This window comes from Dorea sp. OM07-5, assembly GCF_003481355.1.
Lineage (GTDB): Bacteria > Bacillota > Clostridia > Lachnospirales > Lachnospiraceae > Dorea_D > Dorea_D hominis.
Genome location: NZ_QUKZ01000021.1, coordinates 1 through 15,282 on the forward strand (window position 1 = coordinate 1; position 15,282 = coordinate 15,282).

The following is a 15,282-nucleotide window of genomic DNA, read 5'->3' on the forward strand; positions in this document are numbered from 1 at the left end:
ATAATTATTTTAATCTTTTTTGCAACTCATTTCTGAGTTATTCTGCTCTCTTGCGACAACTTATCTAATATATCACAGTATAAATTTTCCTGTCAACAACTTTTTCTAATTTTCTTTTGATTGTTCTTTTCTTTTTATACTGTTATAATTTCAATGAAAACAAAAAGCAAAGATTGAAACCTACATATATTTTCACTATTATTTCTATTGGAGGTCTTCATTATGAAAATACATATTTTATCTACATTAAGAAATTATGACAAAAATTATTTAAAACAGGATATTTTCTCCGGAATTATCATTGCTGCTGTATCTATTCCTATTTCTATGGGTTATGCACAGATTTCAGGGCTGCCCGCGGTATATGGTTTATACGGTTCTGTTTTACCTATTTTATTATTTGCAATTTTTTCCACTTCACGCCAGTTTATTTTCGGTGTGGATGCTGCACCTGCTGCCCTCGCCGGAAGCGCTCTCCTTACACTCGGCATCACTCCGGGTTCCAGAGAAGCTCTAAACTATATTTCGGCACTGGCACTATTTACAGGGTTGTGGCTGCTCTTTTTTTATTTTATCCGGGCAGACCGAATGGTCGGTTTCATCTCTACGCCTGTCATGGGTGGATTTATCAGCGGTATCGCTTTGACGATTATTTTAATGCAAATACCAAAGCTTATGGGAAGTTCCGCGGGATCCGGTGAAATCATCGAGCTGGCTGAATATATTTATTCCGCTGCAAGAAACATTCACTGGCTTTCCTTATTATTAGGAATTATTACTTTGCTTGTCATAAGACTTTGCAAAAAATTCATTCCGAAATTTCCGATTGCTATTTTGGTTATGTTTCTCGCAGTTTTATGTACTATTTTCCTGCATATTGATACATATGGTGTGCAGTTGCTCGCCTCCGTAAACCGTGGACTTCCGGCTCTTACTTTTCCGGATTTCAGTCAGATTGACCTTACACAGGCTGCCGGGCGTGGACTCATGATCTCACTTGTCGTAATGGCTGAAACTTTACTTGCTGAAAATAATTTTGCTTTCCGGAATGGCTATCCGCTGGAAGATCGTCAGGAAATTCTGGCATGTGCTGCCGGTAATATTGCTTCCGCTATTGTTGGCTCCTGCCCTGTAAATGGAAGTATTTCCCGTACATCAATGAACGAACAATATAGTGGACATTCACAGGTTGTTTCTATTACAGCCGGTATAACAATGACATTTTTACTTTTGTTTTTTACAGGATTTATTGGATTTCTTCCTGTTCCTATTCTGACCGCTATTGTTATTTCTGCATTAATGGATGTCGTTGAAATTCATTTATGTATTCGGCTCTTTCACCAGAGCCAACAGGAATTTCATATATTTATGGCTGCCTGCATCAGTGTATTATGCCTGGGTACTATTTATGGCGTATTGATCGGTGTACTGCTTTCCTTCTTCGCTGTCATCACAAAAGCCGCGAATCCAAACCGTTTTTTCCTTGGTATTATACCTGGCAAAGAAGGCTATCATGATCTGAGCAGAAATATACATGCCTATCCAATAAAAGGAGTTCTTCTGTATCGTTTCAACGAAAATCTCTTTTTTGCAAATATTAATGTACTTCAGTCAGATCTGGAAAATGCAATTAAAGAAGACACGAAAGTCATTATTATCGATGCACGCGCAGTTAACAGCATGGATATCACTGCTGCCGATCATCTGGAAGAATTGGCGGCAAGTTTTTCAAAGAAAAATATAAAATTCTATATTACAGAGCATACAGAACAACTGAATCTGCAGATGCGCCAGCTCGGAATAGAACATCTGATCCGTGAAGGTCATGTACGAAGGACAATTCTTGCGGCACTTCATGATGCAGAAATCCTGCCGCCATATACACTGGATGTTCCGGAAGAAGAGCGTGAATTCGTTACACGTCGTCTTAGCTTTCTTCCTGCCGAAGAAGAAAATACACTGGAAGAATTTGCCTGGGCTTACGGTGATCAGGTTGTTGAGGAAATCGAGCATGAAGTTCATCATATTTTAAATCATATTCACGGTTTGAAAGATATTGAAGAAATTATTGAAAATGGTCTGGAAGATCATCTGGAAAGCTGGCATTCACTTGGAGCTTTTGATGAAGACGAAATCTTACGCCGTATTGAACTGCATGTAGATGAAATGCCAAAGAGTCTTACTGACAATAAACATCTCATTTACCAGCTGATTGAAAAGCGAAGACGTATACTGAAAGACAAAATATTACGTGAGCATCCGGAAATTTTTGAAAAACTGGAAAAGCATCGTAAAAAGCTGGAAGAACGTCTGGAACACCAGAGAAAACATCTTGACAAATCAGACTCTTAGATTCGGCAGCAAAAGCTCAGAATACAATAAACTTTTACTCTCATAGTTACCCGCAGGGCCCGCCACTGACAGCTTTTTCCATATACTATGACAGTCAAAATGAGCGCCTGCAGTATTATACATTTGCAGACGCTCATTTTCCATTAATGATATCTTTATTTTTTATATTTGCCTGAATCTTAAAGTGTATCTGAATCCAAAACTATCGTAAACGGTCCGTCATTTACCAGACTTACTTTCATATCTGCTCCAAACTGTCCGCGCTCTACAACCGGTACCTGTTCTTTGCATTTCTCAACAATGTACTCATACATATCCGATGCCATATCCGGTGCACCCGCTTCGATGAAGCTTGGACGGTTTCCTCTCTTACAGTTTGCATATAACGTAAACTGAGAAATCAGAAGGAGCTCTCCGTCTACGCTTTCCAGAGAAAGATTCGTTTTGCCCTGTTCATCCTCAAAAATGCGCAGTCCAAGCATTTTTTTCACCATCTTATCTGCTACTTCTTTTGTATCGGAATCGCTGACACCGATCAGTACCATGAATCCTTTTCCAATCTTGCCCAGGCTCTCACCGTCTACCTTTACTTCACTTTCTAATACTCTCTGAATTACAAATCTCATGTTTTCTTTCCTTTCTATATTAAATAGTTTCTATACTCTTACAAAGCACCAGTTACTGTATTTTTAGTTTGTATCTGCACTGCTTTTTTTGTCTGGAATCTGCGCCAGAATGATTGCCGCAAACATCATAATACATCCTATTGTCTCTCTTGCCGATAACCGCTCTCCCAAAATTACCCAGCCAGATAATACAGAAAAGCAGGATTCCAAACTTAAAATCAGCGATGCAACCGCCGGATTAACATTCTTCTGCCCAAGGATCTGCAAAGTATATGCAATTCCGCAGGAAAATACCCCAGCATAAATCAACGGGAACCAGCTTGTCAGCATATTTCCCATCTTTGGGCTTTCTAATATCAACATAAATGGAATAGATACAATACCAGCGACCAAGAACTGTATGCATGATAATTTTACTCCATCTACTTTTGGTGCATAATGATCTACAACTAATATGTGAACCGAGAAGATCAATGCACATAAAAGCACGTAAATATCTCCAACTCCAATGGTAAATGCCTCTGTAATACACAAGAAATAAAGTCCTGCCAGTGCTATTGCAACGGCTGTCCATACTTTCCATCCTATATTTTTATGAAGGAAAATGCCAAATACCGGAACAAGTACAATATAAAAGGCTGTGATAAATCCGGCCTTACCAGCTGCTGTATATACCAGCCCGATTTGTTGCAGACTGCTTGCTGCAAACAGTAAAATACCGCAGGCAATTCCGCCCTTAATTAAATCTCTTTTTCCATTTTCATCATTTACCTTATTCTCTTTTTCTTTTCCACGATTAAAGAACCAGATACACGGTAGCAATGCAATTGCTCCGATCAGGCATCTTACACCGTTAAACGTAAATGGTTCCAAATAGTCCATTCCCACACTTTGTGCAACAAATGCAGTTCCCCATATAAATGCTGTCAGTAACAACATACATGCATTTTTCGGTCTCATCTTATATCCTCCCTCAAAAAATCTCTGCGAATTTTCATTATAGCATATTTATTCGCATAAGTGTATAAAAATGTATTATCGGCTCATATCTATAAATGCGATACATTATTGATTTTTCGAAAGAATATTGCATTTTCCATCTACATTTGTTACGGTATAATCAGTTAAAAAGGAGGTTCTATTATGTTATTAGAAGAATTTTTACAGCAACCGGGATTTATATATGAAATCGATGGAAAATACTATTTTCTTGGAAAATGGATTTGTAAAGAATGTACGGAATTAGATGCTACCGATAGCGTATCTATGTATCAGATGTGCCGGAACCAGCAAGAAGAAAAAGAAACAAACATGTATTTCCAGAAAATCCGCGCATATAGCGACTTCGCTCTGGAAGTTCCATATAATCCAGAAAAAATTAAATCTGACATGCAAGCTATTCTTGAAACTCTTTCTGATGAAAACACTGCCGCTCTTTCTGAACAACTCGCCGGATTCAAGAAAGATCTTGCTAAATATTGTGAATAATATGTAATATTATCGCAGCAGATCCAGTGCATTCCTTAAGGACGTCACACAAAGGTCTGCTGCGATTATTGTTTTCAAGCATACACCTTCCCGGTCAATCACACCGATCGAAAGCACTGCTTTTTCAAGCACCCTTATCGATTCACAAGCCCTGCAAGAAGAGCTTCGCATCCTTCTCTCACATCACGATAAGTCGCATCAAAATTTCCTGTGTACCATGGATCGGCAATATCCTCACCCTTCCGGTCTGTAAAATCCAGTAATTTATAAATTTTCTGTTCCGGATCATCTCCGACAATTCGTAACATGTTGCGGATATTCCAGCTTTCCATTCCGATCAGATAATCAAATTCATCGTAATCTCTTCTTGTCATCTGGCGTGCACGGTGATCCCCGCAAGGGATGCCAACTTCTTTTAATTTCTTTCTTGTACCACGGTGTACACCATTACCAATCTCCTCCCGGCTGGTCGCCGCAGAATCAATGTAGAAGTCGGCAGAAAGCTCTGCCTGCTCTACTAAATATTTCATAACGTATTCTGCCATGGTTGAACGGCAGATATTGCCGTGGCAAATAAATAGTACCTTTATTTTCTCCATTTTATCTCCTCATATCCTCTCAAAGCCTTATAAATACTGGCTTTTCAGCCTTTGTGCATTTTTTACTTGAAAGGTTCTTTTTCTTATAAATTCTTGTATTTTCTCATGTTTTTTCGGGCATTTGTGGTACAAATGGGTTATTTTTAAAGTCCCAAATTCCTTATGAGATAAGGCTTACATGAGTTGTTTGTGCATGTTTTTGGGTTATAAACTTTTTCTTTTCCAGTTCATCCCTTGCTTCTTTTAATCTGGCAAGTTCTTTCTTTGCATCATCATAGCCGGTATGCGTATAAATATTAAGTGTTACAGATACATCTGAATGCCCCATCAGATATTGCAGTGTCTTTGGGTTCATCCCTGAATTGGCCATATTTGTACAATAAGTATGCCTGCATACATGAGGAGTAATTGGCGGCAACTGCAACAAATGTTCACGATTATATTTTTCTCTTGCATGCTGCATGTACTTTTCCCAGTGAAGTGCAACCATTGGTCTTCCATTCTTATCCAGAAACAGAAATCCTCCATATCCATCCACCATCGGCTCACGTTTTGGTTTCCTTCTATTCTTCAAGATTCGAAGAAATGCCTCTTTTACATCCGCTTCCATTGGAAGTAACCGCGTACCACTTGTTGTCTTTGTAGATACGATGATATACTTCATTTCTCGAGTTCTTTGCAACTGATGATTCACATTGATAATATCTTCTTTAAAGTCCAAATCTTTTACAGTAAGCCCACAAAATTCAGATATTCTAAGACCTGTCTTGAATAAGATATAAAATGCATCATAATACTGATTATAATGTGGATCATTCTTTACAAACTCGAGAAATTTTGCTTCATCTTCCGGAGAAACAGCTTGTCTTTTCTGACTGTCATTAACAAGTACTGTACCTAATTCAAATCCAAATGGATTTTTTAGAATCAAGTCATCATCCACAGCCATTTGAAAAGCAGGTCTTAAAACACCTCTGATGGAATGAATGGAACTATATCCTCTACCATCTCTTTGTAGTTTTATCAGAAAAATCTTTGCGTCAGAAAGTTTCACATCATCCACTTTCTTATAAGCGAATTCTTCCTTTTTCAATACATTCACCACAAATTTGTAATTCGCTAAAGTATTATGCTTTACTCCTGTTTTCAGGGAAAGATATCGTTCCACAAGTTCAAGCACTGTAATGTTACTTCCTGTAATCCCTTGCATCTGTAAGGACTGAACTTTTCTTTCTTTTTCCCTGAGAGAAAGATCTGCCCGTTTACCTTCCGGCATCTTATCTGCTTCTGTCAATCTCCAACTATATAATATTTTACGCTTACCAAGTGAATCTGTATATTTATAGCGGTAACGTCCACTTGGTTCCTGCCATTCTCCTTGCTGGAGAACTCTGCCTTTATCATCACGTCTCTTTGAAATCATATCCTACCTCCAAGGGGACGCAACATGATATTGTTAGTATATCATGTAACCCCTAATTCGAACACCTCCTTCTTTTAAATTTCATTTTATATCGCACTGAGTGTATCAATAAATTTTTCAAATCTTGTTCGTTTTATCTGTACACGATTCCCATTCCAAAGCAAATACTCTGCATTTGGATTGTCATTGACTAACTTACGAAGCTTTCCTTCTCCAATACGAAAATAGGATGCTGCCTCTTCAATGGATAATGTATACTTCTTCCAATAAGGTATATCATAACTTGTCATTTGTATGCCTCCTTCTATTATCTTTGTTTTTGACATTGGCGGCTGGCAAAGGTATCTATAAAGACTGCCAATGCCAAAGTAGTTTTTTGCCAATGTCATCCTTTATTCTGTTGTCAACGCAACTGTTTTTCTTCCCTGACACCAGTCGTAGCTCATTCTGTTTTCCAGCTGCTTTCTTGCATCTCTTCCTGTTCTGGAAGAAATCCCATAGGCTAGTAGTTCTGCCTCTAATTCTTCTAAACACATTACTTTTCGTTTGGTTAATAACTCCAGGATCAACTTCTGTGCCTTTTCCAGTTTCGTTTCCTTTTTCGTTCCTGCTTTCCCCATCAGCAGATCTTCAATGGATATATCATATTCCCCTAACCATTTTAAGCCTTCTTCTCCTAAAGAAAACGCTACCGGATTTTCCTTCTTAGCAAGAGAATCCTTTTGCTGATATACCACTCGGATATCCTGTTCCTTCTCTTTTTCCACCTTTTCTACAAATAAGATGCTTCGTACTGCCGCTGCGATATCAATGGATCCCAAGGAACGGTAATCGCTCTGACTTCCCGATGACTTATTCAAATGTCCAATGAGAACAATGGCACATCCAGTTCTCTCTGCAATCGTACTGAGATGTCGAAATAAGGGACGGATCTCATTCGCCCGGTTCATATCCACATTGGCTCCCAGATAAGCCTGTATGGGATCCATGATCATGAGGCGTACATTATTCTGTCGGATGGCTTTTTCAATCCGATCGTCCGTCATAGAAAGCTGTTTTTCATCTTCATTGATGAAGCGTACTCTTGTCATATCTGCACCACATTTTGCTAATCTAGGCTTAATGGTATCTGCTATCCCATCCTCTGCTGTTTGATACAACACATTAAAGGGTTCTATGGGAAGTGCATTGGGAAGTTCTTTTCCATTTGTACAGTATGCGGCGATTGCCATTGCAAGCCACGTTTTTCCTTTTCCCGGATTCCCCTGGATCAAAGTAACCTTTCCAAAGGGAATGAACGGATACCATAACCACTGGACCACCGTTTCCTCAACCTCCGACATCTTCATGACTGGAACTGGTTTTTCCCTGGCATCTCTCCAACACATCTGCTTTGCCATATTTTCTACCGGAACTTCTGCTACCAGACATTCATTCCAGTCTTTCTTCACCGGTTCTAATCGGTACACACTCAGTTCCTCCGGAATAAGAGAAACAAACTGCCTGCATCTCTCATTTCCAGGCTCATCATTATCCAGACACAAGTAGATGGAATGGATATAAGGATATTCTGTATACATCCGTTTCATTGCTTTTTCACTCAATCCTCCCAGGGAAATATAACTATGCTTTTCCCATTCTTCTGAAACTGCAGTGATATAAGACAAAAGATCAATGGGGGATTCAAACACAAATAGTTTTTCATCCGTTCCTATATGGCCAAATCCATAGGCTTTTTCTGAACCTCTTGCTTCCCCACGATATCGGTTCTCATCAGTTCCACGCATAGCTGCATATCTGGGATTCTGTTCTTTGTCTCTTCCAACGAACACCACATTGTGATATGCTTTGCTTTCATAAATATCTCCCTTTTCGATCATCTGATCCACCAAATGTTCCGATAGTTTTCTCTGTTCAATGAGATACTTCCTTGCAATCTCACAGCTTTCATTTCTTTCTGGCAGTTCCAATCCAGGCAAGGGGATGGGGCAGACCTTCTGTCTGCCTGCATCTTCCTTCGCCGTTCTTCTGTTGGTTTCTCCAGCTCCCTCTTCTCCTAATAATTCTTTGACTGCCTCTGCAAAAGAAAGACCGTAGAATTCTTTCATAAAATCGATGGCATGGCCGCCTTTATTCTGACTAAAACGATACCATTCGTTCTTGTTGATCATCACACTGTCATGTCGCAACCATCGGTATTCCTTCCCACATCGTTTGAACGATTCTCCTCTCCCAGAAAGAAAAACATATAAATCGGTATCATCTGCTCTTTGGATCTGTTCTCTTGTATATTCTTCCATCTTCTAAAATCCCTCCTATAATTCCATTCCATGATGTTTCTTCTTTCGTTTCATGGTTCTCACTGCTTCTTTTGTTTCTGTGGATTGCTCCCGCTTGTTTGTTTCTGGAAGAGAGACACCTTCTCCTTCCTCTGCCATCAAAGCTTCCACATGATTTTTGATTCCCTCATACTTTCGTAACATGGCATGGATCCGTTTATCTTCTTTTCGTAAAGCAGCTATCTCTTCTGATAAACGAGCGGCTTCTCGTTTCCATTGTCCTTCCGGAATCTTCCCACTTGGGTCTAGATTTTCTTTTAAGATTCTTTCCGAACGATAATATCTGCTAAGTTCCTTCTTATGTTCCTCTTTGAATTTTTCCCTGCCAAAATATTTGTTCTTTAATTCCAGATAAACAGGTCTTGTTTCAAAATACTCTTTCATTGCATAAAGATTGCTGTTGACACTTCGCAAAGCAGACAGTTGTTGATTCAACCGCTGACTCATCTCATTCAGCTGTATATCTAATTCCTGGATTTTCTCTGTCAGCTGTTCTGGGTTTCTCACATCCTGCTCTTCCAGAAAGCGGATCGTCTCTGCAAATTGTTTCAGATTTGTATTCTTTGCCTTTTTCGTTCCATAAGCGTAAGATTCTGCGACTGCATTTCTCTTGTCATAATAGTTTCTTAGATAATCCGCTAAAGTTGGCTGATGTAAGGATGCCATCCGTTCCATCAACTGGCTTTGTCGAAGCAAAGACCATTGAAGAAGATTCTTTGCCCGTTCTTTCATATCATTCAAGGCACGGATAAGTCGGTTTAAACTTCCCAGTGCGGTTGAAATTCCTCTTGCTTCCATCGCCTGTACGTTCGGTCCTTCATGCACCATCGGGATCTTATCAATCCCCCGTTCCTCATAAGATCTGGCATCGACTCTTTCTGTAAGTCCTTTTTCTTCATACAGTTCGTTGCACATCCTCGCCCAGGCACTTCTCCATTCTTCCAAGGTTTCTTTCCTGCTCCAATCCGTTGTATGTACCGCCCGAAATACCGGTTGTCCTTTCTGATTCAGAACCGGCTGTCCATCCGGTGTTAATACTGGAATCTTTTTTTGTTTTTGTCCCCAGGTACCATCTTCCTGTAAAGGGCGGATGGGAACCATGATGTGCATATGGGGATTGGGTATTTTATCCTTTGCCTTCTTCGGATCATGGATCGCTAGATCTGCGATCATCCCTCTTGCGACTAACTGTTCTTCTACAAATCTTCTTGCAAGCTCAATATTTTCTTCCATAGAAAACTCATTCATCAAGGCAATATCAAAGCTGTGTGCCAGCTGTGCTTTCTTATTCCCTTCGATCCATTCCACCTCATTCCAAAGGGTCTCTCTGTCTTTGAATCTCTCCGGAGCCTGTTGGGGAAGATGGATCTCCGCTAATACCACACCGCCTTTTCTCGTATAATCACTTACTTCTCCATAATACGTACATTCCAGTTTTGTACCGGCTCGGTAAGCAGCACTAGCAATGGCAGACTGCCCTTTTCCTCTGGATAATTGATTTAGATGAAAGTGATAACATCCCATCTTACGCATCTCCCTGTGGCAGTTCACCTCGCTGCATCGCCTTTAATAGTGCTTCCTCTTCTGCGAATTCTCGTTCCTTTGCTTCTGCCGCTTCCGCCCGTCCACGAACCATTTCATGAACGACATCACAAAACTTACAAGCGGGATTATGAAGAAGTTCATCCATCAGCTGATAAAATTCTGCCTCTGTCAGATATTTGGTATCTTTACAGATTGCTTCTATGGCTGCTCCCTTCTGGATCAACAGATGGGTTCGTGCCTTTCGCTTTTTCTTTTTCTGTGTATCCAGATAATTCAAGGATCTCTGGATCCTGTGTTCTGCCTGTTCCTTCTCAAGCTTTGCCTGTTTCAATGCAGCTTCTGTTTTTTCAATCTCATAAAGTGCTTCCTGGGTATATTCCTGAAATGTTTTCTTCTTCGCCATATCGTTCTTTTCCTCCTTTTTCAACTCTTCCATTTTCTCTGTTACGGGATAGGCATTTCTGCCGGAAGGGGAACCCTTCTTCGGATGGATCATCCGCCAACACTTTCGGAATTCCCCTTCAGAAAGATGCTACTTCCGTAGGACGCACATACCTTTTAAGGTATATAAGTGCGCTCTTCTGCTTTCAGCATCCGAGTTTTTCTTACTCAAACGGAAGTTCTTCTCCGTCTGGAAGATGCATAAATCCATCTGGATCGGTATCTTCTTTCTTTTCTGATCCTGACAGTTTCTTCCCTTCTGCGAAATAATGTTCTTCTACAATCACGTTGGTGGCATAAACTTTATTCCCCTCCTGATTCACATAGCTTCCTGTCTGGATCCGTCCGCTTACTAAAATCTTCAAACCTTTTTTCAGATATTGTTCTGCAAACTCAGCATTCTTCCCAAAGGTAACACAGGAAATAAAATCTGTTTCTGCCTTTCCATCCTTTCGATATCGTCTGTCTACTGCCAGCGTGTATCGTGCCATAGCAGTACTATTTTCATCCTGGAGATATTTCACCTCCGGATCTTTTGTCAGTCTTCCCATTAAGATTGTTTTGTTCATGTAATTTCTCCTTTCTCTTTTCGTTTTTTTCTTTGTTCTTGAATCAGGCCCGATTCTTTTAAGGCAACTATAATTTGTTCCTCATATATCAGAACGTAGATAGGGCTTTTTACAAATAAAAAAGGAATTTTATTTTTTTGTCCTCATATAACGAAAGGCTCAGAGGGGAAAATACAGGGTGGAAAAGGAAATTTTTTATTTTTCTGCACAAAAAAATACCCCTATGACTTCAAAATCGAAATCATAGGAGTATTTAGTCCTACCTACTCAATGGGGTGTTTTACATTTTGTTTTACACATGTTATTACAGTGTTTTTCAGTTCGACAAGCTGAAATTTATCTTAGAAATTACAGCAATGTTATTTTGATAAACTTTCAAGAATTGAAATATCATGCTTATCTTTATCTCTTAATTCATAACCTGAATGGAAAACTTTTTGGCCTTTTAAAGATATACAAGGAATTGTTTTGCCTTCAAAAAAAACACTACCAAAGTAATCTTTTTCAAACTCATACCATCCACCCTCTAAATCAGCTTGTTTTGAAGTTCCGTCCTCATTTAAAACGAACGGGTGAATGTCTAAGTAACCAAGTTCATCACTATATAACTCTATTCTAACCGGTTTCCAGTCTGTATCAATTTTATAGCCCAGATTCAAAAGCACATTTAACAATTTTTCCGTATGTTGAGCATCAAAATTTATATCTATATCTCTATGAATTCTTGTTTGTTTACCAGCTAAAATATCTACACCCCATCCGCCATCCAACCAGTATGTAATTCCAGTATTTTCGAATAATTCTATTACTTTCATTAAATCTTCTTTTGTTGTTATTTCTTTTCTACCCATACAAAGTCTCCTTTACAACTTCTATATAATTGTTTAGTTAAGTCAATATCAATATCTAATTGCCAAGGCTCAAAATCAAAAATCATGGTCATCACACTCCTTTTTAAAATTCTAATTTATCATTTTCTTTCAGTATATCATAATTATAATCTTTCCACAAAACAAAAAATTTTAATTCCTACGGATTTTTCTACAAAGCATATAACCACATATTATTACACTTCATCAAAAAAACTTTCTCACCCTATATTGAAAAATCGTAACTGAATATCCGACATTCTATCCATCAATAGTTTCTCTTTAACAAATATCATCTTAGTACGGTATCCTGTTCCATCTGGTGTAAGTTTTACTACACTTATTATAACTTCAAAAGCAAACGCCCAAACTGCTTTCTTATTAAAAAAACTTAGAAGAGACATTCTCCTCTAAGCCTTTATACTTTATCATAGAATACTTTTTACTTTTATATTTCCTCATGGTCACGATGCTTTTTTCGCTTAAATCCTACCTTTTGAACACAGGATATTACATGTAAAGATTTTACCCCCACTAAAGACTCTTACCTCACCTCATAAACACCTTCACAAAAACGCCTCTTTTGTTACATCCATATGTAAAGAACTATCTGCTTTTTTACATTTAAAACACGCTATACCAAATTATAAAGATTTTACTTTCAAATTTATTTATAAAAAAAGCTGTAAGATTCCACTATTAGAATTCTTACAGCTTTCATTCTCATCATGTCACATCCCTAAATTATAATTATTTATCTTGTAACACTCACACAAAAATCTATGGGTTATTTTCGGGTTATTTCTTCCACACAAATACCTTCCAAGTAGTGATTTTACTGACTTTTTAAGGAGTTCTTCAAAGAGTGCCGTGGCAGATGAAAAGTACTTTAATCATTATTTTATTTCTCCTTGTTTTGCCCCGGAATGCCCTATTTTGCGAGGGATTCCGGGGTTTGTAAAATGTGTGTATTGGCTGATATCTTGGCAAAATAGGGCAAGATGGAGCAAGTTGTGATGGGCTGTTAGTAGTAAAGTTGGTAGTAAAATGAGAGATATTTACTACTAAGAATTTTTATATTTCAACAGGAACATATTCTCTAAATATATCACACAACAATATTGTATTTCAGACACTCCTTAAACATAATCAATCTGCCCACACGACCGTTGCCGTCCTGGAACGGATGAATCCACTCAAACTTCACATGGAAGTCCAGAATATCCTCAAAGGTCTTTGCTTCCTTGGCGTTATATTCTGTCAGCAAGGCCTTCATTTTATCGGCAACTTCTTCTGGAAGGGCTGTATTCCTGCCACCGACTTCATTCGGAAGTTTCTTATAATTACCAACAGCATACCAATCTTTTCTAGAATCGCTGGTGCCATTCTTCAAAACCAAATGAAGTTCTTTGATGAACTTCTCCGTCAGAGCTGCTTTTGCATGATCAATAATCATGTCAATGCACCGGAAGTGATTTACCGTTTCGATCACATCATCCACATTCAGCACTTCTTTTTCTACGCCAATAGTATTGGTTTCAAAGATATATCTAGTTTGATCGTGTGTCAGGCGACTTCCCTCCATATGGTTAGAGTTATAGGTCAAATCAATCTGTGTCTTATGATAAATCCCACCGGAATATTTACTTGCCTTCTGCTCTTTCAGAATATCCAACAGAGTAATCGGCTCTTCTTTTCTTTTGTTGGTGCGCTCCGGTTTTTCTGCGTTTTCTGGAATGTTCCATGTCTTACCAGTAAGAAATGCACCGTTCACACGCCCCTTTGCACAGTAATTTCTAACACTGCGCTCTGACATATTCCATTTTTTTGCTATATCAGCAACTAAAAGGTATCTCATCTACAATCCTCCATCACAAATCATAACCTATATCCAAAACTACCAATCTGCTAATTAGTATATCGCGTCATCGGCAAAAACGCCATTCTTTTTGCCCATTGCGCTATTTTTTAGCCGATATAACAATTATATCATCTAATAAGTTTCACTTTCATTTTCGCACATGATCATGAGGCTTTTTATGTTCAAATTGTGCAATCATATGTAAGTAAAAGGTGAATGTTCCTTATCAAAATAAAAATGGCGAAGTGCTTATCGTAACACTCCGCCGAAAGCCTAACCATTTTGAGCAAAAAGTGCTTGGTTAGGTCTGCTTTATTATTTTATGCAATTCCACTGCATTTATACACTTAAATGTTCTTTCCAATCCGCAGGAAGATTCATTGCTACGAGACTGACCACACCATTATTATTTTGAATCAGCTTATCGAAAGCATTTACAAATACTGTCCACTCCTCATCAGATAAACGCAGGTACTTCATCGCCAGTAAGATTTGATACAAGCCATTACTTTAATTGTACTGGATATACATTTGTAGTCTTCATCTTCGGTAACGGAAATTCCCCCTCTCGGAATAACCGTACGGGGTAGCAACATTCCTTGCGGTTCCCCCTCATATTGCCTACCACCAAAGGTGGTCAGGTCTATCAATGGCTGCCCTCAACACAATCTTCTTCCTGTAAAATTACTTTTTCTCCTTCGCCACATGGTTCTTGAAAATCGTTATAATGATGCTCTAGTATCTCATTTGTTATTATGAATGGAGAATTAGCATTCAAAGACTGATTCCTTTTATGCAATCTTTTTTGTAAGGTTCCTTTACTAGCCTTCATATAAACAAGTTCTGGTGTACCGCCAGCTTTTTCTATAAGCCTTTTATAATACGCTCTGTTTGCCTTATTCCAAAAGCTGAAATCAAGGACTACATGTTTTCCTTGTTGAATGAGAGACAGGAGTTCCTTCTGGAGTGCCATTTCCACTATTTCTGAAAGTTTCTCATACTGTTCGTTGGGATAATCAATCCCCTTTCTCCCGTAAGTTTTCCACATTTCCTCATCAATGGACAAGCGAACATAGCCTTCTTTTTCTTTCTGCTTTGCATAAGTTGTTTTCCCGGAACCGCATATTCCACACATCATAATAACTTTAATCATAAAAATCTCCTTGTTTT

14 protein-coding genes and 1 pseudogene are annotated in these 15,282 nt (G+C 38.7%); 2 read left to right on the top strand and 13 right to left on the bottom strand.

Translation table 11 applies throughout. The annotated features are described in order from the left end of the window. Nucleotides 1-222: 222 nt before the first annotated feature. Nucleotides 223-2,352 (top strand): SulP family inorganic anion transporter, encoded by a 2,130-nt coding sequence (locus DXC04_RS14050; RefSeq protein ID WP_118661253.1) that lies wholly within the window; start codon nt 223-225, stop codon nt 2,350-2,352. Nucleotides 2,353-2,531: 179 nt separating this feature from the next. On the opposite strand, the gene dtd is transcribed toward DXC04_RS14050, so the two are convergent. Together dtd and DXC04_RS14060 are read right to left on the bottom strand one after the other, a co-directional pair. Further along, entirely contained in the window at nt 2,532-2,978 is a 447-nt protein-coding gene (gene dtd / locus DXC04_RS14055) for a D-aminoacyl-tRNA deacylase (protein ID WP_117538078.1), read from the bottom strand. A gap of 63 nt (nt 2,979-3,041) precedes the next feature. Beyond that, a complete protein-coding gene (locus tag DXC04_RS14060; RefSeq protein WP_118661254.1) occupies nt 3,042-3,938 on the bottom strand; it encodes a DMT family transporter in 897 nt (298 codons plus the stop codon). A 183-nt stretch (nt 3,939-4,121) separates the two neighbouring features. On the opposite strand from DXC04_RS14060, the gene DXC04_RS14065 reads away from it, so the two are divergent. Next, entirely contained in the window at nt 4,122-4,466 is a 345-nt protein-coding gene (locus DXC04_RS14065; RefSeq protein ID WP_117538076.1) for a hypothetical protein, read from the top strand. Between the two features lie 134 nt (nt 4,467-4,600). On the opposite strand, the gene DXC04_RS14070 is transcribed toward DXC04_RS14065, so the two are convergent. From DXC04_RS14070 to DXC04_RS14125, 11 genes and pseudogenes are all read right to left on the bottom strand, one after another. Further along, nucleotides 4,601-5,065: a low molecular weight protein-tyrosine-phosphatase gene (locus DXC04_RS14070; protein WP_118661255.1), complete on the bottom strand. Its 465-nt coding sequence runs from the start codon at nt 5,063-5,065 to the stop codon at nt 4,601-4,603. 160 nt (nt 5,066-5,225) lie between these two features. Beyond that, the gene (locus tag DXC04_RS14075; protein ID WP_117549535.1) at nt 5,226-6,488 is read right to left on the bottom strand and encodes a tyrosine-type recombinase/integrase; all 1,263 of its coding nucleotides are present in this window, start codon (nt 6,486-6,488) and stop codon (nt 5,226-5,228) included. A gap of 86 nt (nt 6,489-6,574) precedes the next feature. Continuing rightward, nucleotides 6,575-6,778: an excisionase gene (locus DXC04_RS14080; RefSeq protein ID WP_117549533.1), complete on the bottom strand. Its 204-nt coding sequence runs from the start codon at nt 6,776-6,778 to the stop codon at nt 6,575-6,577. Nucleotides 6,779-6,880: 102 nt separating this feature from the next. Further along, nucleotides 6,881-8,788: an AAA family ATPase gene (locus DXC04_RS14085; protein ID WP_117549531.1), complete on the bottom strand. Its 1,908-nt coding sequence runs from the start codon at nt 8,786-8,788 to the stop codon at nt 6,881-6,883. 15 nt (nt 8,789-8,803) lie between these two features. After that, nucleotides 8,804-10,351 carry a MobQ family relaxase gene (gene mobQ / locus DXC04_RS14090; RefSeq protein WP_118661256.1) on the bottom strand — a complete coding sequence of 516 codons (1,548 nt, stop codon included), beginning with the start codon at nt 10,349-10,351 and terminating at the stop codon, nt 8,804-8,806. Between the two features lies 1 nt (nt 10,352). Then, nucleotides 10,353-10,808 (bottom strand): DUF3847 domain-containing protein, encoded by a 456-nt coding sequence (locus DXC04_RS14095; protein WP_243112163.1) that lies wholly within the window; start codon nt 10,806-10,808, stop codon nt 10,353-10,355. 169 nt (nt 10,809-10,977) lie between these two features. Next, nucleotides 10,978-11,382, bottom strand: coding sequence for a single-stranded DNA-binding protein (locus DXC04_RS14100; protein WP_009262843.1), 405 nt, complete (start codon nt 11,380-11,382; stop codon nt 10,978-10,980). A gap of 359 nt (nt 11,383-11,741) precedes the next feature. Further along, nucleotides 11,742-12,233 carry a nucleotidyltransferase domain-containing protein gene (locus DXC04_RS14105; RefSeq protein ID WP_009263190.1) on the bottom strand — a complete coding sequence of 164 codons (492 nt, stop codon included), beginning with the start codon at nt 12,231-12,233 and terminating at the stop codon, nt 11,742-11,744. 1,132 nt (nt 12,234-13,365) lie between these two features. Beyond that, nucleotides 13,366-14,109: pseudogene (locus DXC04_RS14115) on the bottom strand (Fic family protein); the annotation flags it as partial. Between the two features lie 342 nt (nt 14,110-14,451). After that, entirely contained in the window at nt 14,452-14,592 is a 141-nt protein-coding gene (locus tag DXC04_RS14120) for a hypothetical protein (protein WP_243112164.1), read from the bottom strand. Between the two features lie 166 nt (nt 14,593-14,758). Continuing rightward, the gene (locus DXC04_RS14125; protein WP_118661257.1) at nt 14,759-15,265 is read right to left on the bottom strand and encodes an AAA family ATPase; all 507 of its coding nucleotides are present in this window, start codon (nt 15,263-15,265) and stop codon (nt 14,759-14,761) included. Nucleotides 15,266-15,282 lie beyond the last annotated feature (17 nt).